The organism is Streptomyces sp. VNUA24 (assembly GCF_029167005.1).
Lineage (GTDB): Bacteria > Actinomycetota > Actinomycetes > Streptomycetales > Streptomycetaceae > Streptomyces > Streptomyces scabiei.
In genome coordinates this window covers 2,094,846-2,118,638 of sequence record NZ_CP119143.1, presented here as the reverse complement: position 1 = coordinate 2,118,638, position 23,793 = coordinate 2,094,846, and the positions used below count along the sequence as shown (strand labels likewise).

The 23,793-nt window shown below is 74.6% G+C and carries 16 protein-coding genes and 1 pseudogene; 3 read left to right on the top strand and 14 right to left on the bottom strand.

Going from position 1 to position 23,793, the window contains the following annotated elements; translation table 11 throughout:
* Positions 1-92: 92 nt before the first annotated feature.
* Genes PYR72_RS08800 through PYR72_RS08790 form a run of 3 tightly spaced genes read right to left on the bottom strand, consistent with a single transcriptional unit; the run spans position 93 to position 5,256 of the window.
* Positions 93-2,345: an ABC transporter substrate-binding protein gene (locus tag PYR72_RS08800; RefSeq protein WP_275454771.1), complete on the bottom strand. Its 2,253-nt coding sequence runs from the start codon at positions 2,343-2,345 to the stop codon at positions 93-95.
* On the bottom strand, positions 2,345-4,612 hold the full coding sequence (locus tag PYR72_RS08795; protein ID WP_275454770.1) for a bifunctional serine/threonine-protein kinase/ABC transporter substrate-binding protein: 2,268 nt from the start codon (positions 4,610-4,612) through the stop codon (positions 2,345-2,347). The genes PYR72_RS08800 and PYR72_RS08795 overlap by 1 nt, the downstream gene beginning before the upstream one ends.
* Complete coding sequence (locus PYR72_RS08790) at positions 4,612-5,256, bottom strand: hypothetical protein (RefSeq protein ID WP_275454769.1); 645 nt, start codon at positions 5,254-5,256, stop codon at positions 4,612-4,614. The genes PYR72_RS08795 and PYR72_RS08790 overlap by 1 nt, the downstream gene beginning before the upstream one ends.
* A 458-nt stretch (positions 5,257-5,714) precedes the next feature.
* Between PYR72_RS08790 and PYR72_RS08785 the strand changes: the two genes are divergently transcribed.
* Entirely contained in the window at positions 5,715-6,341 is a 627-nt protein-coding gene (locus PYR72_RS08785; protein WP_275454768.1) for a TetR/AcrR family transcriptional regulator, read from the top strand.
* Between the two features lie 25 nt (positions 6,342-6,366).
* Here PYR72_RS08785 and PYR72_RS08780 read toward each other — a convergent pair whose 3' ends face one another.
* From PYR72_RS08780 to PYR72_RS08760, 5 genes are all read right to left on the bottom strand, one after another.
* Positions 6,367-6,813 (bottom strand): hypothetical protein, encoded by a 447-nt coding sequence (locus PYR72_RS08780; RefSeq protein ID WP_275454767.1) that lies wholly within the window; start codon positions 6,811-6,813, stop codon positions 6,367-6,369.
* 175 nt (positions 6,814-6,988) lie between these two features.
* Positions 6,989-9,121 (bottom strand): SpoIIE family protein phosphatase, encoded by a 2,133-nt coding sequence (locus PYR72_RS08775; RefSeq protein WP_275454766.1) that lies wholly within the window; start codon positions 9,119-9,121, stop codon positions 6,989-6,991.
* A 186-nt stretch (positions 9,122-9,307) separates the two neighbouring features.
* Entirely contained in the window at positions 9,308-9,649 is a 342-nt protein-coding gene (locus PYR72_RS08770) for a VOC family protein (RefSeq protein WP_275454765.1), read from the bottom strand.
* A 138-nt stretch (positions 9,650-9,787) separates the two neighbouring features.
* The gene (locus PYR72_RS08765; protein WP_275454764.1) at positions 9,788-10,282 is read right to left on the bottom strand and encodes a DUF1801 domain-containing protein; all 495 of its coding nucleotides are present in this window, start codon (positions 10,280-10,282) and stop codon (positions 9,788-9,790) included.
* Positions 10,283-10,369: 87 nt separating this feature from the next.
* Entirely contained in the window at positions 10,370-10,837 is a 468-nt protein-coding gene (locus PYR72_RS08760) for a pyridoxamine 5'-phosphate oxidase family protein (RefSeq protein ID WP_275454763.1), read from the bottom strand.
* Between the two features lie 176 nt (positions 10,838-11,013).
* Between PYR72_RS08760 and PYR72_RS08755 the strand changes: the two genes are divergently transcribed.
* Positions 11,014-14,451 carry a LuxR C-terminal-related transcriptional regulator gene (locus PYR72_RS08755; protein WP_275454762.1) on the top strand — a complete coding sequence of 1,146 codons (3,438 nt, stop codon included), beginning with the start codon at positions 11,014-11,016 and terminating at the stop codon, positions 14,449-14,451.
* A gap of 16 nt (positions 14,452-14,467) precedes the next feature.
* Here the strand turns inward: PYR72_RS08755 and PYR72_RS08750 are convergent, their stop codons facing one another.
* The 5 genes from PYR72_RS08750 to PYR72_RS08730 all read right to left on the bottom strand — a co-directional run bounded on the left by PYR72_RS08750 (position 14,468) and on the right by PYR72_RS08730 (position 20,894).
* Positions 14,468-15,847: a DEAD/DEAH box helicase gene (locus PYR72_RS08750; protein ID WP_275454761.1), complete on the bottom strand. Its 1,380-nt coding sequence runs from the start codon at positions 15,845-15,847 to the stop codon at positions 14,468-14,470.
* Between the two features lie 153 nt (positions 15,848-16,000).
* Positions 16,001-16,921 (bottom strand): AAA family ATPase, encoded by a 921-nt coding sequence (locus PYR72_RS08745; protein WP_275454760.1) that lies wholly within the window; start codon positions 16,919-16,921, stop codon positions 16,001-16,003.
* Between the two features lie 2 nt (positions 16,922-16,923).
* Positions 16,924-18,132: an RNA ligase gene (locus tag PYR72_RS08740; RefSeq protein WP_275454759.1), complete on the bottom strand. Its 1,209-nt coding sequence runs from the start codon at positions 18,130-18,132 to the stop codon at positions 16,924-16,926.
* Between the two features lie 74 nt (positions 18,133-18,206).
* Positions 18,207-19,298: a DUF5937 family protein gene (locus PYR72_RS08735; RefSeq protein WP_275454758.1), complete on the bottom strand. Its 1,092-nt coding sequence runs from the start codon at positions 19,296-19,298 to the stop codon at positions 18,207-18,209.
* Between the two features lie 21 nt (positions 19,299-19,319).
* On the bottom strand, positions 19,320-20,894 hold the full coding sequence (locus tag PYR72_RS08730; RefSeq protein ID WP_275454757.1) for an AbgT family transporter: 1,575 nt from the start codon (positions 20,892-20,894) through the stop codon (positions 19,320-19,322).
* A gap of 256 nt (positions 20,895-21,150) precedes the next feature.
* Between PYR72_RS08730 and PYR72_RS08725 the strand changes: the two are divergent.
* Positions 21,151-23,022 (top strand): annotated as a pseudogene (locus PYR72_RS08725) (CocE/NonD family hydrolase); the annotation flags it as partial.
* Positions 23,023-23,106: 84 nt separating this feature from the next.
* Here the strand turns inward: PYR72_RS08725 and PYR72_RS08720 are convergent.
* On the bottom strand, positions 23,107-23,769 hold the full coding sequence (locus PYR72_RS08720) for a lysophospholipid acyltransferase family protein (RefSeq protein WP_275460366.1): 663 nt from the start codon (positions 23,767-23,769) through the stop codon (positions 23,107-23,109).
* Positions 23,770-23,793: the final 24 nt, after the last annotated feature.

The window sequence follows — 23,793 nt, the reverse complement described above, 5'->3', positions numbered from 1 at the left end:
CCCCGCCCCGGCCCCGGTGCCGCGCCTGTCCTGTCCTGTCGGTGCCCGCACCCCCGGCGACCGGCCCGGACGCCGGCCCGGACCCACCGGCCCTACACGTCCGCCCGCTGGTACTGCCCGAGAAAGTCGAACTTCCGGCCGACCACGCGGAACAGGTACAGCGCGTCGTGGTTGTAGCCGTAACTCGCGTCGAACGCGGCGGTCCGGCTGACGCCCCGGTAGGTCACCTCGCGCATCCGGCGTACGACCGCGCCGCGCTCGGCCACGGGCGCGTCCCCGTCCGCGCACGCCTCGGCGAGGAACAGCATCGCGTCGTACGCCTCCGCCGCGTACCAGCCGGGCGCCTTCCCGTACCGGGCCTCGTACGCCCTGGTGAACCCGCGGGCCGCCGGGGTGGCGGCCGGGTCGACGAACGTGGTGGCGAACACCCAGCCGTCGGCGGCCCGGCCCGCCTTCTTCAGGAACCGGTCGCCGAGGGCCCGTTGGGTGGCGACCCGGGCCCCCGAGAACCCGGCCTCGCGCAGGGCCGCCGCGAAGGCCCCCGCCCGCTCCTGGTTCCCGCTGAACACCACGGCGTCCGCGCGGTCCGCGACGGCCTTCCGGGCGAGCGCGGCGGCGTCGAACGTTCCGGCCGCGACACTCGTGACGGTCGTGTCCCTCCCGGAGCGGCCCAGCGCGCGCTCCATGAAGTTGCAGAGCGTCCAGGCGAAGTCGCCCTCGGCCCGGTCGTCGACGAGGAACACCCGGCGGGCGTCGGCCTTGCCCAGGAGGTAGGTGTCGCAGGGAGCGGCGAGCAACTCCTCACCGGGCGACAGCTGCGCGTGCGGGACGAGGACGGAGCTGTCGGTCCCCCCTGACTGGGCGGCCAGCGCCACCGAGACGGAGACGACGGGCAGGACGGCCTCGGTGTACGTGTCCACCGCGGCCAGGAAGCACGCGTTCGTGGTCGGTCCCAGCACCGCGACGACCCGCTCGTCCGCCACCAACTGCCGGGCCCGGGCACGGGTCCGGCCGGGCTCGCCCCCGTCGTCGTACGCCCGCAGCCTCAGCCGCACCGGCCGGTCCGAGTCGGCGTTGACCCGGGCGACGGCCAGCCGGGCGCCGTCGAGCTGGGCGCGCCCGGCCTCGCCGCTCGCGCCGGAGAGGTCGCCCTGGAAGGCCACGGTCAGTTCGGTGCGGGGGGCGGACGACGGCGAGGCGCCCGCGCCGGTCGTCCGGCCGTCCCGGCCGTTCCACCACCAGAGCCCGCCGCCGGCCGCCAGGGCGCCGGCCGTTCCCACGGAGCCGAGGGCCAGGAACCCGCGGCGGGTCGGGCCCGCGACCTCCGGCTCCTTCGAGGCGGCCACCGTCAACGCGCCCGGGTCCACCGGCGCCGGGTCCACCGGCGCCGGGCCGGCCGGGACCGCGTCGTCCCGGGCGGCGGGGGTCGGCGCGGACACCCGCGTCGGCTCGATCGCTCCCATGGCGAGCACCGCCGCGGACCGGTCCGCGATCAGCCGGGTCACCGGCTCCGGCAGCCACCGCTCCCGGTCGGCCGGTACGGCCGCGTCGAGGGCCGCCCCGACCTCCACGGCGGTCGGCCGGCGCGCCGGATCCTTGTCCAGGCACGCCCGGACGACCGGCTCCAACTCCGGCGGAATGCCCGGGAGTTCGGGCTCGTCGTAGACCGTGCGCAGCAGCACCCCGGCGGCCGCGCCGCTGCCGAACGGCCTTGCCCCGGTGGCGGCGAAGGCCAGCACGCAGCCCAGTGAGAAGACGTCGCTGGGGGGACCGATGCCGGCGGCGCCCGCGCGGGCCTGTTCGGGCGACAGGAAGCCGGGCGAGCCCACGACGACGCCGGTGGACGTGAGCGCCGTGCCCTCCGGTGTCCGTGCGATGCCGAAGTCGATCAGGCGGGGACCGTCCGGGGCCAGCAACAGGTTGCCCGGCTTCACGTCCCGGTGCACCAGCCCCGCCCGGTGGACCGCGTCCAGCGCCTCGGCGAGACGCAGCCCCAGCAAGGACACGGACGCGGGGGACCACGGTCCATGGCTTTCCAGCGCCTCCGCCAGCGAGGGGCCCGGCACGAACGCGGTCGCCAGCCACGGGTCCTCCGCGTCGGCGTCCGCGTCCAGCAAGGGGACCACCCAGGGGCTGTCCACCTGTCGGGCGACCTCGATCTCCCGGCGGAACCGGGCCCGGAACCCGGCGTCGTCCGCGTAGGACGCCCGGACCACCTTGACCGCGGCGAAGGCCCCGCCCGGCGCGCGGGCGAGGAAGACCACGCCCATGCCGCCGGCGCCGAGCCGCCGCAGCAGCCGGTAGGCGCCCAGCCGCGACGGATCGGCGGCTCGCAGCGGCTCCATCAGGCGGTCAGCGGCGCCGGGCCGCCGTACACGAACGCCCCGTCCTCGACACGCCAGAGGTAGCCGCCGGTGCCGTCGATGACCGGCAGACCGTTCTTCTGGAACGCGTACGTCCTGGTGACCCCCTTGTACTTGGCGGCCCGCAGCGCGGCGAGCAGGTTCTCGCGGGTACGGCCCTTGGACGGAAGGCCGGCGAGCGACTTGAGCACCATCGACGTCACGTCGTAGGACTCCGCCGCGTAACGGGGCGGAGCCTGCTTCCATCGTTTCCGGTAGGCCCCCACGAACGTGCCGGCCTCGGGTATCTCCGCCGGGTCGACGACCGGTGCGACGACCTCCCATCCGTCGGCCGCCTCCTTGGCCTCCTTGAGGAAACGCGGGTCGAGTAGCGCCGGTCCGGAGGCGCGGGCGCCGGTGTAGCCGCGTTGGCTCAGCGTCCGGGCGAACGACGCGGCCCGGTCGGGCAGTCCGGCGAACGCGAACGAGTCGATGCCGGCGGCCAGCAGGTCGTCCACCGTGTCCCTGAATCCGGACCGCAGGGTGCCGACGACCCGGGGCACGAACGGCTGCTCGTGCGTGTGGAACTGCGTGCTCAGGCTGCTGCTGATCTCGTAGCCGTAGCTGTCGGCGGACCGGTCGACGACGAGACCGATCCTGCGCGGTCCGGCTCCGCGCAGGACCGCGTCGAGGAAGACGGGGAGCACCGAGTCGGGCAGCCTTGCGTGCAGGAACGAGCGGAAGCCCTGCACGACGAGAGCGATGGCGCCGGGTGACACCGCCAGCACGGGGACGAGGGCGGCGTCGTAGGCCGCCAGCGCGGACGTGGCGGTCGCGTCCGTGGTCGGGCCGACCACGGCGAGCACGGTGGGGTCGTCCGCGAGCCGCTTCGCGAGGCGGGCCGCCTCGGCGGGGTCGCCGCCGTCGTCCTCCGCCCGCACACCCACCTGGAAGGGCGCGTCGCGGCGGGCGTTGAACTGCTCGACGGCCAGCCGCAGTCCGTGCTCCTGGGCGGTGCCCGTGGCGCGTTGGTCCCCGCTGAGGTCACCGTGGAGCGCGACGGTGTACGCGGGGCGCCGGGCGGCGGCCGGTTTCCCGCCGTCCGGCCCGTCGTTCCGGCCGGCGGCCCACCAGGCCGTGGCCCCTCCTCCGGCGAGCAGCACACCCGCGCCGAGGAGGAGCGCGCGGCGCCGCGCGGGGGTGCCGGGGGCGTCGGCGGCGGCCGTGGGTCGGGTGTCGTCGGTGCCGGAAGCCGGGGACGCGGTGCCGTCGACGGAGGCGGTGCTCCGCGGGCCGGTCAGGACCGGGGCCCTGTCGGTCGGGGCGGTGGCCGCGGGAGAGGTGCCGCCGGCTATCTCCGTGTCCTCGATGTCCGGCAGCGCGAGCGCCTCGGCGGAACGCCGGGCGATCAGCGCGACGACCTCCTCGGGCAGCCAGGAGGCGGGAGCGTCGTCCGACGGCTCGTCGGGCAGCAACTCCGTGACGATCTCGGTCACTTCGGGTCGCAGCGCCGGGTCCTTCTCCAGGCACCGCGACAGCAGGCCGCTCAGCGCGGCAGGCACGCCGTCGAGGTCGGCGGGGTCGTGCACGGCCCGGTACAGCAGCGCGTCGAGCGCCCCGGTGCCGAACGGCGGGCGGCCCGTCGCTGCGAACGCCAGCACGCAGCCCAGGGAGAACACGTCGCTGGGCCCGCCGACGGAGTGGCCGCCCCGCTCGTCGGCCTGCTCCGGCGCGAGGTAGCCGGGCGTGCCGACCACCAACCCCGTAGCGGTCAGCGAGTGGTCCTCGGGCGCCCGGGCGATGCCGAAGTCGATGAGCCGGGGCCCGTCCGGCGCGAGGAGCACATTGCCCGGCTTGAGGTCCCGGTGGACCAGCCCGGCCCGGTGGACCTCGCCCAGCGCCAGCGCCAGCCGGCCCCCGAGGACCCGCAGCCCGTGCTCGTCGAGGGGGCCGTACGCCGTCACCGCCTCCGCCAGCGACGGACCGGGCACGTACGCCGTCGCCAGCCACGGTGCCTCCGCGTCCGGGTCGGCGTCCACCAGCGGCACCGCCCAGGGGCTGTCGACCCGCCGGGCGACCTCGACCTCGCGCCGGAACCGTTCCCGGAAACCGGCGTCCTCGGCGTACTCCGCCGCCAGCACCTTCAGGGCCACCAGTGAACCGGTGGCCGTCCGCGCGAGGTACACCACACCCATGCCGCCGGCGCCGAGCCGGCCGAGCAGACGGTGGTCGGCGATCCGCGCCGGATCGGAGGAACGCAGCCGCTCCATCACTTCTCGCCCCCGCCCAGCTCGTACGCCGCCCGGTCGAGCATGGTGATGGTGCCGCGTGTCACGTACGGCTCCAGGTCGGCGTCGGCCCAGCCCTCGGCGCCCTTGAACGACACCGTCAGGGTCACCGGGCCGAGCCGTGTGACCATCCACCGGTACCGGGCTTCGCTGCTCCCGGTCAGATAGACGCCCGTCTCCACGATCGAGTCGTCGGCGTAGTTGTTGCCGCGCGTGCCGCGGGGGGTGCCCACGGACATCAGTTTCGCGATCCGCTCGTCGGCGCGTACCTGCTGCTCCGGGCAGCGCAGCGCCTCCTCCAGCATCTCCGAGAGCTGGTCGTCGGCACCGAGCTCCGTGGTGTGCACCGTCACCGTCGCCGTCACCTTGACCGTGCCGCGCTTCTTGCCGCCCGGCAGTTCGCTGTAGCGGGACAGGGAGCCGAGCACGCCCTCGGGCTGGGCCCGGCGCTGCCACCGGCACTCGTCGTCCAGGACGGCCACGGTGCCCGCGGCGCTGCGGGCGAGGGGCTGCGCCCGGAAGCCCGCGCCCCAGTCCTTCGGCTGCATCGCGACCTTCGCCGCGAGCGCGGCGCCCTCCCGTCGCGAACGCGGCAGGCGGTCCGGGTCCGCCGCGAACGGCGTCACCGACGGTGCCGACGACGGCTCCGCACCCGCCGCCGACCCCTTCCCGGACGCGGAAGCGGAAGGCGTCGGCGACCCGGACGCCTTCCCTCCGGGCGCGGCCGCCCGGTCCGTCGTCCCCGCGCTGCAGCCGCCCAGCAGTACCACCGCCGCGGCCCCCGAGGCGACGGCCCTCGACCGCCAACCACCTCTTCGCCCAGCAGACTTGTCGTCCATGACCGCCCCCTCCACCCCACATCCCCGCATGTGACCGGTGATCGTACAGAGGTACGCAATCCCGGCGGGAGCGGTTCCGGGGAGTCTCTTCGCACATGCCCGGGCCATTGACGCGGAAGGCCGACTGCCGCAGTCTGAACGGATGTTCAGAACGAGCGTTCAGAACGCGGGCCGCAGCAGGGGCAGTTGCGGCGTCGGCGTGCGACAGCATGCCCAACGGGACCTGCACGACCGGCCCGTGCACGATGCCTGACGCCCCCCGCGCCCCCCGCCACACCCGTGACCGCGTCCTGGAGGCAGCTCTCGACTGCCTCGTCCGCAACGGCCACGGCGGGACCACCGCGCGGGCGATAGCGCAGGCCGGCGGTTTCGCGCCCGGGGTGATTTATTACCATTTCGCGGACCTGGACGACGTTCTGGTGGCGGCGCTGGAACGGACCAGCGGGGCCCGGATCGACCGGTACCGGGCCGAGCTGGCCGGCATCGACCGTGCGGTGCCCGCGATCGCGCGCCTGCGCGAGCTGTACGACGAGGACACCGCGACCGGCCACATCGCCGCCGTCCAGGAGCTGTACGCCGGCGCGCGCCCCGGAACCCGCCTTGCCGCCCAACTGGCCCTGGAGACAAGGAAGTGGGAGGACCTGGCCGAAGAACGGCTCACGGTCCTGCTCCGCGGCAAACCCCTCGGTTCCGTCGTCCGGGTCCGCGCACTCGCGAGCGCGGCGGTCGCCCTCCACCTCGGCATGGAAACCCTCACCCACCTCGACACCGACCGCTCCCGCCCGGCCACCCTCTTCACCCAGGCATCCCGCCTCGCCGCACTCTTCGACCGCGTACCGCGCCTGAGGAGACGGGCGCCCGGGGGAAGATGAACGAGCCCGCCCGCCGCGCGCGGGCTCAGGGCGTCTCGATCCTGCCCTGCTTCACCAGGTAGCGGGCGGGGTCCGAGCAGCCCAGTGACGGGGTGAGCAGCAGGCTCACCGTCAGTGGGGCCGGTTCCGTGCTCGCCGTCGCGAACGTGCAGACCGCGCCCTTGCCGGTGAGGGGGTACCAGAACCAGCCGTCGGCGTCGCCGACTGTCGTGCGGTCCGACTCCTTCCAGGTGCCGCCGGACCGGGTGAAGACCTGAAGGCGCACGGAGGCGGCGTACTCGTCCTGCGTCGAGCGCAGCGCGGTCAGCGTGACCCGGTAGTCCGAGCCCAGCGTGGACGAGGCGATCTGGTGGGTCTGCTGCCGTGCGGCGGAGTCGGCGGTCGACGCGCCGGCTCCGGCGGCGCCGAGGGCGGCCGCCAGCAGGAGGGTGAGGGCCGCGGTGATGCCGCGCCGGGTACGGTTCGCGTTCATGTGTTCCCCCGTCGGAACGAGTCGGTACAAGTCGGTACAACAAGAGTCGGTACAACAAGAGTCGGTACAAGAAGAGTCGGTGCAAAGGGTCGGTGTGTTCCAGGTCGGTTTGTTCCGTTCGGTGAGGAAGACGAGCCGGGCACCGCACGGGTTGTACGGCGGCCGCCGCCCTCTCTCACGTCGCGCGGATGAGCAGCAGCGCCATGTCGTCGCTGCGCGGTGCGGAACGGCGGGCGTGCTGGACGAGCGTGTCGGCGACGGTGTCCATGGGGCGGGGCCCCGCCGGATCGGCGCGGGCGAGCGCGTGGGCGAGGCCGTCGACCGCGTCGTCGATGTCGACGCCCGGGGCCTCCACGAGCCCGTCCGTGTAGAGCGCCAGCACGGATCCGGCGGGCAGCGCGATCTCGGTGGACGCGTAGCCCGCGCCGGGGTCGATGCCGAGCAGGAGGCCCGGCGGCAGCCGGAGGGCCTCGGTGCGGCCGTCGGGGTGGCGCAGCAGCGGGGGCGGATGCCCGGCGGTGGCCAGGCGGGCGGTGCGCGCGCTCAGGTCGAGGTGGGCGTAGAGGCAGCTGGTGAACAGGTCCGGGTCGAGGTCGGTGAGCAGCCGGTTGGTCCGGGTGAGGACTTCGTCGGGGGCCGCGCCGGCCGTGGCGTGGACGGCGGTGCGGACCTGCCCCATGAGGGCGGCGGCGTTCACGTTGTGCCCCTGCACGTCGCCGATGGCGGCGGCGGCCGTGGTGGAGTCGAGGCGGATGAGGTCGTAGAAGTCGCCGCCGATCTCCATGCCGAGGGTGGCCGGGAGGTAGCGGGCGGCCACGTCCAGACCGGCGACACGGGGCAGCGTGTGGGGCAGCAGCCCGGCCTGCAGGTTGCGGGCGAGCTGGTGCTTGGCGTCGTAGAGCCGGGCCCGGTCCAGGGCCTGCGCGATCAGACCGGCGGCGGAGATGAGGACACCGCGCTCCTCCGAGGTGAAGGGGTGGGGCCGGTCGTAGGCGAGGACGAGGGAGCCGACCGGGCGCCCCGAGGTGATCAGGGGGAGGAAGGCCCAGGCGGCCCGGGCGTCCTGGAGGAGGGCGGGCGGATAGGCGCGCTGGAGCTCGGCGAAGGAGGCGAAGAACGCGGGCACACCGGTGGTCAGCGCGCGTACGGCCGGGGTGTCCGAGGTGAGCGGGGCCGCGTCGAAGCGTTCCATCAGCTCGGCGGTGTACCCGTGGTAGCCGATGATCCGCAGTCTGCCGTCCTCCGCCGTCATCAGTGCCAGGGCCGAGGCGCCGAAGGCGGGCAGCACCTGGTCGGCGACCTGGTCGACCACGTCCCGCACCCCGACGGCCTCGGTGAGCGTGGCGGCCAGGTGCATCAGCCGGTAGAGCGTGGTGGCGCGTCCCGGTCCGGCGGGGGAGGACGGGCGCGACACGGCGGGGGCCGTCACCGGGGCATGGGCGTGCGCCGAGTAGGTCGGCGCGATGTGGACGCTGATGCCGGTGGCGTCCGGCACGAGGCTGAAGGACAGCCATCGGTCGGGCGGGCGCAGGGCGGTGTAGGACACGGGTTCCTGGCTGAGCACGGCCGCCCGGTAGCTGTCCTCGGCGGTCGGCTCGTCGAGCCAGCGCAACGCCTCCCACGGCTTGGCCCCGAGCAGGTCCTCGATGCGGGCGCCGAGCAGTTCGGCGGCCCGGGTGCTGACGAAGGCGATCCGTCCGTCGGCGCCGAGGGAGCAGCAGCCGCCCGGCAGGCGCTCGGCGAAGTCCACCGCGGCCTGTGCCTCGTCGGGTCCGGCGGTCCGATTGCGGGGCGGGGTCAGCAGCACCGGCTCGGCGGCGGGCCGTACCGGGTGGCCGGCCTCGGCCGCCGCCCGCAGGAGCAGCCCCAAACGGTCACAGGCTTCGGTGATCTTCTCCCGTTCCCGCGGGGTCGGTCGCGGCGGATGCGCGGCCGGCCACTGCAGCACCAGACCGCCCCAGACGTCGGTGCCGGTGGTGATCGGCACGGCGACCAGGGTGAAGCGGTACGGCACGATCAGGGCCAGCCGTGGATACCGGCGCGCCAGCTCCTCCTGCCCGCTCACCGACACCGGCCGGCGCTCCCGGACGGCGTCGGACACCGGGGAGGACGTCTTCAGCGCCACCCGCGTCCAGGGCATGGAGATGTCCCAGGGGATCCCGCCCAGCACCGCCAGCTGCAGCACCGGCTCGTCCGGTACCGGCAGATACGCCGCCGTCGCCGAGGTGCCGCACTCGCGGGCCAGCTCCGTCAGTACGGGCTCCAGCGCTTGCGGACCGCCGGCGCCCGGACCGGGCAACCCCCTCACCCGCCCCGGCTCGGCGGCGCTACCGTGCCCCGAGCACACCGAACGTCACCCATATGCGGACCATACGCCTCCGCCGCGGCACCGGCATGCCGTCCGGTTCGGGTGGGGTTCGGTACGCCCGGCGTTCGGTACGCGCGGGGTCCGGTACGCGCGGGGTCCGGTACGCCGAGGTCAGGGCCGGGCCGGTCAGCCCGGGCCGCCGCCGAAGCCGATCTCGTTCCCGTCCGGGTCCTCGTAGGTGACCTTGCGTACACCGTTCGCGTACGTCTCGCGGGTCCGGGGCTCCAGACCCCGGCCGGCGATCCCGGCGACGCGGGCGTCCAGATCCTCGACGAAGACGGTCTGCAGGGCGTGGCCGCCGCGCCCGGGGCGGTGCTCGATGTACACGTAGCGGTGCTCGGCCAGTTCCCACACCGCCTCGGCGTCGTTCGGGAAGAACGTCGGCGGGGAACCGAACAGCCGCTCGTACCAGGAGAGCGCCGCGGTGTAGTCGTTCACCGGGATACCTGCGAAGAGGACGACGGGCATGCTCCCATCGTAGGTGCGGCGGCGGAACCGGACACCGCTCCCGGCGACCGCGACCGCGACGGCGACCGCGACCGCAACCGCGACCGCGACGGCGACCGCGACCGCGACCGCGACGGCGACGGCGACGGCGACCGGGCCTCAGCCCGCGGCCCGCCTGATCAGCTCGCCGATCCGTGCCTCCGTCTCGGCGGTCGCCTCCGTGAGGGCGTAGGTGGTGGGCCACAGCGCGCCCTCGTCGAGCCGCGCCTGGTCGCTGAAGCCGAGCGTGGCGTACCGCGACTTGAACTTCTGCGCGCTCTGGAAGAAGCAGACGACCTTGCCGTCCCTGGCGTACGCGGGCATGCCGTACCAGAGCTTCGGCGCGAGATCCGGCGCGACGGTCCGTACGATCTTGTGCACTCGTTCGGCGAGCACGCGGTCCGCGTCCGCCATCGCGGCGATCTTCGCGAGCACGTCGCTCGCCGCGTCCGCGGCGGCCTTGCGCGGGTCGCGCCGCGCGGACTTCTTCAGCTCCCGGGCGTGTTCCTTCATCGCCTCGCGTTCCTCGGCGGTGAACCCCTCGAACTTCGCCTCGGCGGTGTCGGCGGTGTCGGCGGTGTCGGCGGTCCCGGGGGTCTTCTGTGCGGTGGTCATGATGGATCCCTTCCTCGTACTGTCTGATTCGTCTGCAGGTCGGTTGCGGTCGGCGGGGCGGGCCGGGGACGCGTCCGGCACGGTGGTTCAGTCGAGCCAGCGGCCGTCGCGCATCAGCTCACGCCCCGTCAACTCGTCTGCCTCGCGCCATGCCTGGACGCGGCGCGGGGTGACACGGAACCACCGGTACGACGTGGCGGACTCCCGCGGGTCGAAGCCGGTGCGCGCGGCGAACCGGTCCCCGCGTTCCCGCGGCAGCGCGTCCATCGGGAGCGCCTCGACCCGGCCCTCGATCATGGACACGTCCCGGGTCACGCCCAGCCCCAGCCGTGCGGTCCGGTTCGCGGCCAGGTTCCGGCCGGTCGGGCTGTCGGCGGGGGTGGCCACCAGCAGCGTCTCGCCGTCCCAGTCGAAGGACAGCGGCACCAGGTACGGCACACCGTCCGCCGAGGCACTGGCCACCCAGACGTCGACGTCATGGGCGAGCCGGTGCTCGGTGTCCCGGCGCCTACGGGTACGGGGGCGGGGGGCGGTGGACGAACCGGTCGTCGTCACTGTCTGCTCCTCGGTTCGGTGGGCGGGCCGCGACCCTGCCGGGTGTGCCGCCCGGTGCGATCGCCGTGGTCACAGCTTGTCGCCCGGGAGCCGTGGCCCGCCTCCGTGGTGAGCACGGAATCCACCACGCACGGAATCCACCACGGAGACGTCACGGAACAGCGGATAATGAGGCGATGTCCACTCCAGCGGTCTCGGCCCGGGAAGCCGAAGTGCTCGCGCTGCTCGGTGAACACCTCAGCAACGCGGAGATCTCCGCGCGGCTGTTCATCTCCGTGCGCACGGTCGAATCGCATGTCTCCGCCCTGTTGCGCAAGCTCGGCGAGCCGGACCGGCGGGCGCTCTCCCGCCGCGCCGCCGACACGGCCCGTACCGAGCGGCCCCGCCCGACGCCCTCCCTCCCGGTGCCGCTGACCGCGTTCGTCGGCCGGGCCCGTGAGCGCGCCGAGTTGGCGGAGGCGGTGAAGACACGCCGTCAGGTGACCGCGGTCGGCCCCGGTGGCGTGGGCAAGACCCGTCTCGCGCTGGCGGTGGCGGCCGACGCGGCGGGTGACTTCGCCGACGGGGTGTGGTTCGTCGACCTGGCCCCGGTCACCGACCCGGCACGGGTGGGGGCCGCGATCGCGGCGGCCGTGGGCGTGGGCGAACAGCCCGGGCGCGGTGTCGACGCGTCGGTGCTGACCGCCCTGGCGGACCGTCAGGCCCTTCTGGTGCTGGACAACTGCGAGCAGATACGCGACGGCGTTGCGCCGTTCCTGGAACGGCTGCTGGTCGCCTGCCCGGGACTACGGGTCCTCGCGACGAGCCGGGCCCGGATGCTGGTGCCGTTCGAGTGGGTGTTCCCGGTCCCGCCGCTGTCCTGGGACGGCGGCGCGGAGTCGGACGCCGTGACCCTGTTCCTGGAGCGGGCCGCGGCGGTCGGCCGGCCACCGGAACCCGCCGTACGCGACCGGATCGCGGCCGTCTGCGAACGGCTCGACGGTATGGCGCTCGCCATCGAACTCGCGGCCGCGCGGTGGCCCACCCTCGGCCTGGACGGTCTCATCGCCGGCCTCTCCGACCAGCTGCGGATCCTGTCCGGCGGGCCCCGCGCGGAGGACCGGCACCGGTCGGTGCGGGCGGCGCTGGACTGGAGCCACGAGCTGCTGGAGCCGCCGGACCGGGCGCTGCTGCGCCGGATCTCGGTCTTCGTCGTGCCGTTCACCGCCGAGGCGGCCGCGACCGTCGCCGCGTTCGCCCCGCTGGACGCCTCCGCGATCACCGACGGGCTGGGCCGGCTCGCCGAACAGAGCCTGCTCACCGCGACACCGACCGCGACCGGCACCCGCTACCAGGCGCTGGAGACCATCCGCCAGTACGGCACCGAGCGGCTCGCCGACGCCGCCGAGCTGTCGGACGTCCGGTCCCGTCACCTGGACTGGTGCCTGGCCGGGGCGGCCGCGCTCACCGGCACCGACGACGCGGACTGGCGCGCCCGCTTCGACGCCCTGGCCGACGAGCTGCGGGCCGCCCTCGCCCGGGCCGCCGACCGCCCGGAGCACCGCCGGAAGGCACACCGCCTGGCGCTCGCCCTGGCCGGGCTGACCTTCACCCGCAATCTGCCGGGCGAGTCCCAGCAGCGCTACGAGCAGGCGGCGGCGCTCGCGAGCGATGCCGGCGCCGAGGACGCGGTGGCCCCGGCCGCCGCGAAGGCCGGTGAGAGGGCCGGTGCCGCCGCCGCTGCCGAGGCGCTGCGGCAGGCCGCCGCGGTGGCCGGCTGCCGCAGGCTCGGCGACGACATGTTCCGCCTGCACCGCGCCGCGGCCGAGGCCGCCGCGAAGGCCGGTGACACGGCCGGAGCGGCGTGCGAGCTGGCGGCCGCCGCCACCGTCGCGTACCGCTTCTCCAGCGAGTTCGCCCGGCTCCCGTCCGTGGACGAGGTGACCGCCCTGCTCACGAGGGCCCACCGCCAGTTGTCCGCCACCGCCGACCACGCGCCGGACAAGAAGGCGGACCTGCCGCCGGGTGCCGGGGCCGACGTGCCGGGCGGGGTCCCCGCCGCCGGGGACGGGCCGTCGGCGGTGGTTGCGGCGGATGTCTCCGGCGCGGTCGGCGGGGAGGCTGCTCCGTCGGCGGGGCCGGTATTCGTCTCGTCCGCTACCGCCGGCCTTGCGCCGGACGCGGAGGTGGACCTGCCGCCGGACGTCGGGGCCGACGTGCCGGTTGGGGCCTCCGCCGCCGGGGCCGACGTGCCGGGCGGGGTCCCCGCCGCCGGGGACGGGCCGTCGGCGGTGGTTGCGGCGGATGTTTCCGGCGCGGTCGGCGGGGAGGCTGCTCCGTCGGCGGGGCCGGTATTCGTCTCGTCCGCCGCCGCCGGCCTTGCGCCGGACGCGGAGGTGGACCTGCCGCCGGACGCCGGGGCTGACGTGCCAGTCGGGGCCTTCGCCGCCGGGGGCGACGTGCCGGTCGGGGCACCCGCCGCCGGGGGCGAGCCGTCGGCGGTGGTTGCGGCCGATGTTTCCGGCGCGGTCGACGGGGAGGCTGATCCGGTGTTCGTCTCGTCCGCCGCCGCCGCCGCCGCCGCCGTGGCCGCGCTCGCCCTCGCCGAGGCCGCGGTCGTCGCGGATGCCTTCGGTGCGGTGCAGGGGGACGTGGACAACACCGCGCAGGAGACGGTCGGTCACGCGGAACGTGCCGTCGGTCTCGCTCGGCGGGCGGGGGACCCGGTGGCCGAGTCCGCCGCCCTCGACGCGCTCTCCGGTGCCTTGACCTGGGCCGGCGACTCCTTCGGCGCGGCGGCCGCCGCCCGGCGCCGGATCGAGGTCCTCGCCCCGGTGCCGCCCACCCCCGCCCGCACGCACGAGCGGATGGACGCCCTCGCCATGGCCGCCGGGACAGCCCTCGGCGTGGGCCGGCTGCCGGAGGCCCGCCGCTGGGCCCGGCAGCTCGCCGACCAGCACCTGTTCGCGGAGGTGCAACACCACGCCAGGTCCTGGCTGCTGGTCGTGGACGCCTTCGCGGGCCACGCGGGCGACGTGCTCACCGGCAGCGAGGTCTTCCTCGACGCCTGGCGGCGCAGCGACCGCAAGCGCTCCTTCTCGCTCGGCCCGGCCGCCGCGTCGGTCGCCCTGATCCACGGCCTGTGCGGCGACCACGAGGCACGGGAGACCTGGCTGGGCATCGTCACCCAGGCGGGCACCGCGGCGGAGCACCACCACGGCTACGGCGCGGTCTTCGACGCCATGGTCCTGCTCCACCACGGCGACCCGGAGGCGGCCCTGCGACGGCTCGCACCGGCCCCCGACGAGGTGTGGAAGTGGGTCTCCTGGATCTGGCTGCACTGGTACGTGGGTCTGCGGGCGGAGGCGTCGGTGCTCACCGGCCACCCCGAGGCCCGCGATCGGGTCGCCGCGGCCCGGACCCTGGTCGCCGGGAACCCCGTCGTGACCGCCCAACTCGACCGTGCGCAGGCACTCCTGGACGGTGACCTGCCCCACCGGACCATCCTCGCGAAGGCGTTCGACGCGGCGGACTGCCCCTACCAGTCGGCCCGTACGCTGCTGCTCGCCGGAGGCGGCCACACCGCCGCCGGCACGACGGCACTCGCCCGCCTCGGCCTCGCGCCCGGCTCCTGACGCGGGCCCGCCCGGGTCAGCGGCTCCTGCGCACCCGGGCCGCCGCGCGGGCCTCCGCCGCCTTGCGGGCCTCGGCGGCCTTGCGGGACTCCTTCGCGGGACGGCCGGGGCGGGTGCCCATGCCGCGGAAGGGCGCGTTGCCGCCGCTCGCCTTCGGCGCAGCCGGCGGTCGCCTGGCCCCGGTGATGGCGCTCAACTGCGCTTCCCCGGAACGTACTTGAGTGACCGTCGGACGGATACCGGCGTCGGACATCATCCGGTTCACGTCGCGCCGCTGGTTGGGCGTGACCAGCGTGACCACCTTCCCGGACTCGCCGGCGCGCGCCGTGCGGCCGCCCCGGTGCAGATAGTCCTTGGCGTCCGCGGGCGGATCGACGTTGACGACGAGGTCCAGCGCGTCGATGTGGATGCCCCGCGCCGCGACGTTGGTCGCCACCAGCACGGTGATCAGGCCGTCCCTGAACTGCCCCAGCGTGTGCGTGCGCTGCGGCTGCGACTTCCCGCTGTGCAGGGCCCCGGCCCGTACCCCGCCGGCCCGCAGATGGCGGGTGAACTGGTCGACGCCGGCCTTGGTGTCCAGGAACATCAGCACCCGGCCGTCCCGTGCGGCGATCTCGGTGGCGGTCGCGTACTTGTCGGCACCGTGGATGTTCAGCACATGGTGTTCCATCGTGGTGACCGAGCCCGCGACCCGGTCGACCGAGGCGAGCACCGGGTCGTGCAGATGGTCGCGCACCAGCTGGTCGACGTCGTGGTCGAGGGTGGCGGAGAACAGCAGCCGCTGCCCGTCGGCGGGGACCTGCTCCAGGATCTCCGAGACCTGCGGCAGGAAGCCCAGGTCGCACATCTGGTCCGCCTCGTCCAGCACCGTGATCCGTACCTGGTTCAGCACGCAGTCCCGACGCGACACCAGGTCGGCGAGCCGCCCCGGCGTGGCCACGAGCACCTCGGCGCCGGCCCGCAGCGCGGCCTGCTGCTTGTTGATCGACAGCCCGCCGACCACCGTCGTCAGCCGCACCCCCAGGGTTTCCGCGTACGGCGTCAGCGCATCGCTCACCTGCTGCGCGAGTTCCCGGGTCGGCACCAGGACCAGGGCGAGCGGACGCTTCGACTCGGCCCGCCGGCCCGCCGTGCGGACGAGCAGCGCGAGTCCGAACGCCAGCGTCTTGCCCGACCCGGTCCGCGCCCGGCCGAGGACGTCCCGGCCGGCCAGCGCGTGCGGCAGCGTCGCCGCCTGGATCGGGAAGGGTTCCGTCACGCCGAGCCCGGTCATCGTCCGCAGCAGCGCCGACGGCAGCCCGAGCGCGTCGAAGGACCCGGCCGGCGGCAGATCCCCGGCAGCCGGTCCCGAGGTGCCGGCGGAGGAGGGCCCGGAGGCCGGCTGCTTGGCGTTCATGAAGAACCTTTCCTGGTCTGGCGCCCGGAACGCGCCGGGGCCCGTACCCCTTCGGTACGGGCCCCAACGCTGACGAAGCGCGCCCCCATTTTACCAGCGGGCGCCCGCCGGCCCGCCCGCGTCGCCCACCCGCCCTCGCACCGGCCGTGATGCCTAGAAGCTGCCGTAATTGACCTGCCAGGTGGGCAGCCCCATCCGGCGCCACACGGCGACCACCCGGTCGCGGTCGTCGAGGGAGACCCGTACCGCGTAGCGGTGGCGTACGTGCCGGTCGAAGAGTTCCGCCTTCACCACGTCGTCGCGGCGCTGGTCACCGGCGGCCCGCATCCACAGCTCGTCGTACGGCACCTCGTGCGCCCGCAGCCACGCCTCCGTCCGGTCCCGGTGCTCCTCCCCGCGTCCGGAGAGCAGGACGACGGCGTCGCCGTCGGCACCGCGGAAGGCGCGCAGCGCGCCCCGCACCGACACGTTCAGCAGATCCTCCTCGCAGCGGGTGAAGTCGTAGGCGCCCCGGTCGCCCCGCAGGGCGAGGGTGCCGTCGATGTCGCACATGACCGCGGAGGGCAGCGCGGGGTCGGCGGTGTACGGCTCGACGGGGGGCTGGTCGTTCAGCCACTCCGCGGTGAGCCGCCAGCCGCCCCGGCGGGACTTCTCGTGCTTGTCGGCGAGGATCCGGATGATCTCCTCGCCGACCGGGCGCTCCCGCGCGGCGTCGCGCCGCAGGCACTCCTCCAGCGGCACGTCGGTGAAGTCGTGCACGACGAACGTGGCCAGCCCCGCCACCGCCGCCTTCAGCCGCTTCGGGATGTGCGGTGTCATATGGGTGTTGTCCACGACGACGTCGAAGCCGTCGTCCACGGCCGCCCGCACCGCCGCGTCCTGGATCGCCAGCACGGTCTGCTCGTGCGCGTACGACCGGCGCCCGGCCCCCTCCGGCTGCGGGACGTCGAGCATCGCCCGCAGATCGTCGAGGTTGACGCGGCGCATCCGCCCCTCCGCCTCCGCCTGGAGCCCGCGCGCGGCGGTCGTCTTCCCCGAGGCGGGAAGGCCCGTCATGACGCGTACCACGGGCACGGTCAGTTCTCCTCGTCGTTCTTGAAGGGGTCGGACGCCTCCGGCCGGGTGGAACGGTACGTCACGAGTTCGGTGGGCCGGTCGTCCAGGCGCAGGAACATGGCGGGGCGTACGGCGGCGTCGGGCAGCTCCCGCACCGCGCGGGCGAAGGCCCCGCGGTCGCCCGCGAGGTGGGCGAGGGACCGGAACGCCTCGTCGATGGCCCGCTCACGGTCCTCCACCTGCTTCTCGATGCCCGCGACGACCCCGCGCACCCAGGCGTCGAACTCGTCGGGCACCTGCTCCAGCAGCGCGTCCAGGGGCCTGCCACCGGACGCGACGACGTCCTCGGCCGAGCAGTTCAGCGCCTGCGCCACCTGCTTGGCGGGCAGGCCGGCGAACCGCTGGATGCCGTGACCGCGCCAGATGTCCCGCTCGGTCACCCCGGTGAGCACCTTGTGGAGCCGTACGTACTCGGCGAACTTGGCCTTGGCACGGACCCCCGAGGCGAAGCGCAGCACGAAGCCCTCCGCGTCGGTGCCGATGGCGGCCCCGCCGTCCGGGAGCCGGTTGCCGTCCGTCATGGCCAGCAGGTCGGTGAGCGGCAGGGCGGGCCGGACGGTGACGACCGAGCCGATCTCGTGCCAGCCGGCCGCGGCCTCCGCCAGGGCGACCTCGGTGCCGTCCTTGGCGAACGCGGCCAGCAGGACCATGTCGCGCCGGTCGCCGTAGTCCACGACGATCCGGTTCTCCGGGTACAGGATCTCGGCGAGGTAGGTCACCCCCGGCAGGAGCCCGGAGGTGTCCTTCCCGTCGAGCAGCCGCTGCGCCCAGGTCGCCTGCACACTGACGAACGACCCCTTGGACGCGACCCGCCACCGGCCCGCGTAGTGGAAGACCACGGCCAGGCTGCCGTCGACCTTGTCGTACACCTCGAACGGCTCGTCGGGGAGGCCGGGCGCGTACGGCTGACCGGACTCGTGCTCGCCGACGTTGAAGAACTTCGGCAGCGGCAGCGCGACGATCTCCCCGGTGGTGTCGTCGGCCACGAGACCGCGGCAGCGGGTGGTCACGCGATTCCACACCCGCTCGTACTGGCATGTCCTTGTGTACGTGTAGATGGACAGCGGCAGTTCCGGGTGTGCCTTGCGCGTCACGTGCCCCGCGTCGAGCGCGGCCGCCAGCTCGTGCGGCGGCAGCAGCTCATGAAGAGTCAGGTGGTCCTGGCTCATGTCGTCCTCCCCTGGGTGGTCCCTGATTGTCAGGCCGGGGAGGCCGTTTCGGGTAACGGATTTCGCGGGGCGGCTCAGCGCGCGACGGTCGCCAGGACGTCGTGCCCGAGGCGCTGCACGACATCCGTGGCGAGCCGGTGGCGGACCAGCTTGCCGTCCCGGGTGGAGCGGACCAGGCCCGCGTCGCGCAGGGTGCGCAGGGCGCGGGAGACCTGCGGTTCGGTGGAGCCGAGGCGGGCGGCGAGTTCCGAGGTGGTGATGGGCTCGCCCAGCAGATGGCGGCACAGCTCCATGCGGGCCGGGGAGTTGAGTGCCATCAGCCGGTCGTGGAGGTCCCGCAGGGTCAGCTCCGCGGCCGGGGTGGTGCCGCGTGCCGCGTACTGCACCACCACGCACGACCCGCGCTCGTTCTTGATCGTCAGATGCGGCCACACCCGGGCGGACGGCACGAGGACGAGGGCGCGCGGGGCCACCTTCACCTCGTCGGTCTGCAGCTTGTCCAGCCGCACCCGCTGCCCGGGCCCGACCCGCGCCGCCGTCGGCAGCAGCTCGGCGAGCACCTCGGCGGGCGAGCGGGCCGTCAGCCGGCGCCGTACGGCTCGGGCGTGCTCCTCCAGCGCCGGCCGCAGCGTGCGCCAGTCCTCGGCGAAGAACGCGGTGCCGGCCGCCCGCACCACCGTCACCAGCCGGTCCCGCAGTTCCAGCGGCTCCGCCACCAGCTGAAGCGCCAGTTCCCCGCGGGCGTGGGAGCGGCGCCGGCAGCGCCGTACGTAGTCCTCCGCGTCCGGGGAGCCGGGGCGCAGCGCGCGGGCCTCCGGCACGGGCTGTGCGTTGGTGCCGAGGACGCCCGGGGCCACCAGCCGCAGGAAGTCCTCGGCCGGCAGCTCCGCGATCGCCGTCAGTTCCTCCTCCAGGTCCGCCGTCGGCGGCAGCGTGCGGGGAAAGAACAGCCGGCAGCGGTAGCGGGCCCACAGAGGGGCGAAGACCGACAGCTCGTCGTACAGGCCCGGGTCGGCCGCGGCGGCGCGGGCCGTCCAGGCGGCGGCCTCCGGGTGGTGCTCCGGCTCGGCGAGGACGTGCAGGCTCGCCATCAGTTCCGACAGCGCGGAAGGCCCGACCGCGAGATCCGCGGGGCCGAGCCCTCCGAGGTCGAGGACGATGCTCACGCTGTCAGCGTACGGCGGGCGTCACCGCACCGGGGCGCCCGGACCGAGCGGGATTCCGAGCGCGTACCAGGCGAAGAACAGCAGCGTCCATACCACCAGCATGACCATGGCGATCGGCAGGGTGAAGGAGACCAGGGTGCCGATGCCGGCCCTGCGGCGCAGGGTCTGCAGATAGCCGACGCAGAGCATGAACGAGGTGCTCATGGGCGTGATCGAGTTCGTGCAGGAGTCGGCGATGCGGTACAGCGCCATGGTGGTGGCCGGGCTGGTGCCCAGCAGCATCAGCATCGGCACCAGCGCGGGGGCGACCAGCGTCCACAGGGCGGAGCCGGAGGTGATGACCAGGTTCATCGACGCGACCGTGACGATGAGCAGGGTGAACAGCAGCAGGGTCGGCGCGCCCAGCCCCCTGAGGAAGTCGGCGCCCTCGACCGCGACCACGGTGGCGATGTTGGTCCACTTGAACAGGGCGAGGAACTGGGACACGGCGAAGAACAGCACCAGCAGCGGCGCGATGGAGCGCACACCTTCCGCCATGAACTCCGGTATCGCCCGGCTGCCCCGGATCTGCCCGGTGAGCCGTCCGTACACGGCTCCGACCAGCAGGAACAACACGGTGAGGAACACGGAGACGGAGTTCATGAACGTGGACTCCACGATCGCGCCGCCCTCGCCGCGCAGCGGTGACGCGGCCGGCAGCATCGCGAGCACGATCAGCCCGGCGTAGCCCAGCACGGCCAGCCCGGTCAGCCGCAGGGCCCGCAGTTCGGTGGCGTCGTCCACATGGGCGGCGACCACCTGCCGGGCCGCGACGGCCTCCAGGTCCGCGTCGGGCGTCAGATGGTGCTCGCGCCGGGCGAGGTACTTGTCCACGACCAGGGCGATGGTGCCGGCCAGCACGAACGCGGAGACGGTGGTGAAGTACATGTTGTCCGTCGCGCGGACCACCACGTCCTTGTCGACGAGCTGCGCGGCCTCGGTGGCCACCGCCGCGTACAGCGCGTCCCCGGGCGCGATCAGCGGATTGGCGTCACCGGCGGCGTTGATGGAGACGAATGCGACGATCATGCCGAGCATGGGGGAGCGGCCCACCGCCCGGAAGGCCACCGCCCCGAGCGGGATGAGGACCACGTACGCCGAGTCGGACAGGAACTTGCCCAGGACGCCGCCCAGCGCCACCCCGAGGACGACCGAGCGCGGGGACAGTCCCGACAGCAGACGGCGGGCCAGCGCCTCGAACAGCCCCGACCGCTCGGCCACCGCCACCCCCAGCATCACCATCAGCACCGTGCCGAGCGGACCGAAGGTGACGAAGGAGTCCTGCGCCCCGCTGACCAGGTCCCGGACGGCGTCCGCCGACAGGGCGCTGCGCACGCCGACCGGGTCACCCGACGCGGGGTCCTCGACCCGCAGACCGGAGGCGTTCAGTACCCAGCTGGCGACGGCGACGACCCCGCCCAGGATCCAAAACAGCCAGAACGGGTGCGGCAGGGCGTTGCCCGCGCGCTCGACCAGGTCCAGCAGCCGGGAGCCGCGGCTCCCCTCGCCGGACTCGGTCTCCCGCACCTCCTCGGTGCGACTGTCGGGTGTTCTCATGGCGGCCTCCTGTGCGGACGGGACGGGGAACGGGGGGAGGGGGTGTGGGGGACCCGGGGGCACGGCGCGGCGGCGCCGCGATCGGTGCGAAGGAGCCCGGAGGCCGCGCAGGTTCCGCCGTGGCGGCACGCGGGGTGTTGCCGGGTTGCGCTGCACAGTAGGTCCCGGGTCCGGCCGCGTCACCGTCCGAGGGAACAGTTGACCTGATGGGGTCAAGTGATCGCCATGCTCCGGTCCGCTGCCTAGCGTCACGGGAGTGACCTGGTACGACACCTCCCTCGCCCACCGGCCCGAACGCCTGCCCGGCGGTGCCCTGTGGCGCCGCGTCCTGCGCGTCCCCCTGCGGGACGGCGTCCGGCTCGTCGCCGACCTGTACTCCGCCTCCGCCGCGCCGGACGAGGCGGCGCTCCCGGCGCTTCCCGTCCTCCTCGAACGCACCCCCTACGGGCGGCGCACCCCGCGCGGCTCGGACCAGGACCGGGCCGGCGCGCCCGTGCCCCGGCCCGAGGACATCGCCCGCCACTTCACCGGGGCCGGCTACCACGTCGTCCGCCAGGACTGCCGGGGCCGCGGCGACTCCGGCGGCACGTTCGTGAAGTACCTGGGCGAGGGCCCGGACGGGGTGGACACGATCGCCTGGCTCCGGGACCAGCCGTGGTGCGACGGCCGGGTGGTGATGACGGGCGTGTCCTACTCCGCGCACGTCCAGGCGGCCGCGGCGGCCGAGGGCGAGGCGGGCCCGGACGCGATGTTCCAGGACTCCGGCGGCCTGTCGTGCGCGTACGACGCGGGGGTGCGGATGGGCGGCGCCTTCGAGCTGAAGCAGGTCACCTGGGCGCTGCGGCACGCGCTGCACAGCCCGGAGGCGGCGGCGGACCCCGTACTGGCCGAGCAGTTGCTGCGGGTGGACGTGCCGGGCTGGTTCGGCGCGATGCCGTGGCGGGCGGGCTGCACCCCGCTGCGGCATCTGACGGCGTACGAGGACTACCTGCTGGAGCAGTGGCGGCAGGACGCCTTCGGCGACTACTACCGAGCCCCGGCGCTCTACGGGCGCGGCTACTACGAGCGTTTCCCCGACGCGCCGAGCCTGCACCTGGGCAGCTGGTACGACCCCTACGTCCGCTCCACGATCGAGAACTTCACCGCCCTGCGGGAACTGAAGACGGCCCCCGCCCACCTGGTCATGGGCCCGTGGACGCACGGGCGCCGCTGCGAGACGTACGCCGGGGACGTGGACTTCGGCCCGCGGGCGACCCTGGACGGCAACCTCGCCCCGTCGTACCTGGAGTTCCGCCGCCGCTGGTTCGACCGGGCGCTGGGACGGGCGGGGGCCGACGGCGACGGCGCGGACCTGCCCGTCGTCCAGTACTTCCTGATGGGCGGCGGGGACGGGCGGCGGGACGCGGCGGGGCGGATGCGGCACGGCGGCGCGTGGCGCACCGACACCCGCTGGCCGCCCGCGTCGACGGCCCCCGTCGCGCTGTACCTGACCACCGAGGGTGTCCTCACCACGACCCCGCCCGCCGTCACGGCCGCGTCGGTGAGCTTCGACTTCGACCCGCGTCACCCGGTGCCCACGATGGGCGGCCAGGTCACCTCGGGCGAGCCGGTGATGACGGGCGGCGCCTACGACCAGAACGCCCCGGACGCGCGGGTGTACGGGGCCCGCGAGCCCTACCTGCCGCTGGACTCCCGCCCCGACGTGATCAGCCTGAGCACCCCGCCGCTGGAGCGGGACGTGGTGCTCGCCGGACCGGTGTCGGCGCGGCTGCACATCTCCACGACGGCCCCCGACACCGACTTCACCGTGAAGCTGATCGACGTCCACCCGCCCAACGCCGACTATCCGCACGGCTTCGCGATGAACCTCACCGACGGCATCGTCCGCTGCCGCTTCCACCGCTCCTACGAGGAGCCGGAGCCACTCGTCCCGGGGGAGGTCTACGAGGTCGAGGTCGTCGCCCCCGACACGGCGAACCGCTTCGCCGCCGGCCACCGCATCCGGCTCGACGTCTCCTCCAGCAACTTCCCCCGCTTCGACGTCAACACCAACACCGCGGAGCCGGAGGCCGGTGCCCGCCGTACCGCCACGGCCGTCAACACCGTGCACATGGACGCCGTACGCCCCTCTCATCTGCGGGTGTGGCTGGAAGGGGGCGCGGCCGCGCTCGACCGGCTCGAACCGACCGCGGACGCCCGCCCGGTGCGTCCGTCAGGCGGCGAGCGCGGCCGGTTCGCCGAGGTGGGCGGCGGCGGTGCGCCAGGCGGCCGTCACCGCGGCGTGCGCCCGCCGGGTGTCCGCGGTGTGGCCGCCGGTGAGGGTGAGCGGCGTCCCGACGTGGACGTGCAGGCCGGGGCGGCGCAGCGGGGCGGTGACCAGCCCCGCGAGCTGCTTGGCCGTGCTGCCGGACGTGATCCGGCGGGCGCCGGCCTGGCCGACCGGGACGACGGGCGCGCCGGTACGCGCGGCGAGCCGGGCCAGGCCGCTGCGGAAGGCCAGGGGCGCGGCCTCGGCGGAGTCCGGGCGCGACGGGATCCCGCCCTCGGCGTAGATGAGGACCGTCCGCCCGCTCTCCAGCGCGGCGGCGGCGAGGTCGAGCGCGTCGGCGGCGCGCGGGTCGCCCCGGTGCACGGGCACGTACCCCTCCCGGGAGAGCGCGTGCCCGAGCAGGGGGATGCGCCACAGGCCCGCGGCGCCCAGGGCGACCGGCCGGACGCCCAGCCGGTGCAGCGCGGCGAGCACCACGGCGGGATCGGCGAGCGAGGTGTGGTTGGCGACGACGATGCTGCCGGGCGCCACCGCGGATCCGGTGTCGACGGTCACCGTGAGACGTCCGACGGCGGGGACGAGGACATCGGCGAGGCGGCTGAACATGGGGTCTCCCGGGCTTGACGAGGC

Excerpts from the sequence above, each read along its gene's own strand:
- PYR72_RS08785 (WP_275454768.1), top strand. The coding sequence starts at position 5,715 with ATGCCTGACGCCCCCCGCGCCCCCCGCCACACCCGTGACCGCGTCCTG.
- PYR72_RS08750 (WP_275454761.1), bottom strand. The coding sequence starts at position 15,847 with ATGAACGCCAAGCAGCCGGCCTCCGGGCCCTCCTCCGCCGGCACCTCG.
- PYR72_RS08755 (WP_275454762.1), top strand. The coding sequence starts at position 11,014 with ATGTCCACTCCAGCGGTCTCGGCCCGGGAAGCCGAAGTGCTCGCGCTG.
- PYR72_RS08770 (WP_275454765.1), bottom strand. The coding sequence starts at position 9,649 with ATGCCCGTCGTCCTCTTCGCAGGTATCCCGGTGAACGACTACACCGCG.
- PYR72_RS08780 (WP_275454767.1), bottom strand. The coding sequence starts at position 6,813 with ATGAACGCGAACCGTACCCGGCGCGGCATCACCGCGGCCCTCACCCTC.
- PYR72_RS08740 (WP_275454759.1), bottom strand. The coding sequence starts at position 18,132 with ATGAGCCAGGACCACCTGACTCTTCATGAGCTGCTGCCGCCGCACGAG.
- PYR72_RS08795 (WP_275454770.1), bottom strand. The coding sequence starts at position 4,612 with ATGGAGCGGCTGCGTTCCTCCGATCCGGCGCGGATCGCCGACCACCGT.
- PYR72_RS08730 (WP_275454757.1), bottom strand. The coding sequence starts at position 20,894 with ATGAGAACACCCGACAGTCGCACCGAGGAGGTGCGGGAGACCGAGTCC.
- PYR72_RS08765 (WP_275454764.1), bottom strand. The coding sequence starts at position 10,282 with ATGACCACCGCACAGAAGACCCCCGGGACCGCCGACACCGCCGACACC.
- PYR72_RS08720 (WP_275460366.1), bottom strand. The coding sequence starts at position 23,769 with ATGTTCAGCCGCCTCGCCGATGTCCTCGTCCCCGCCGTCGGACGTCTC.
- PYR72_RS08800 (WP_275454771.1), bottom strand. The coding sequence starts at position 2,345 with ATGGAGCCGCTGCGAGCCGCCGATCCGTCGCGGCTGGGCGCCTACCGG.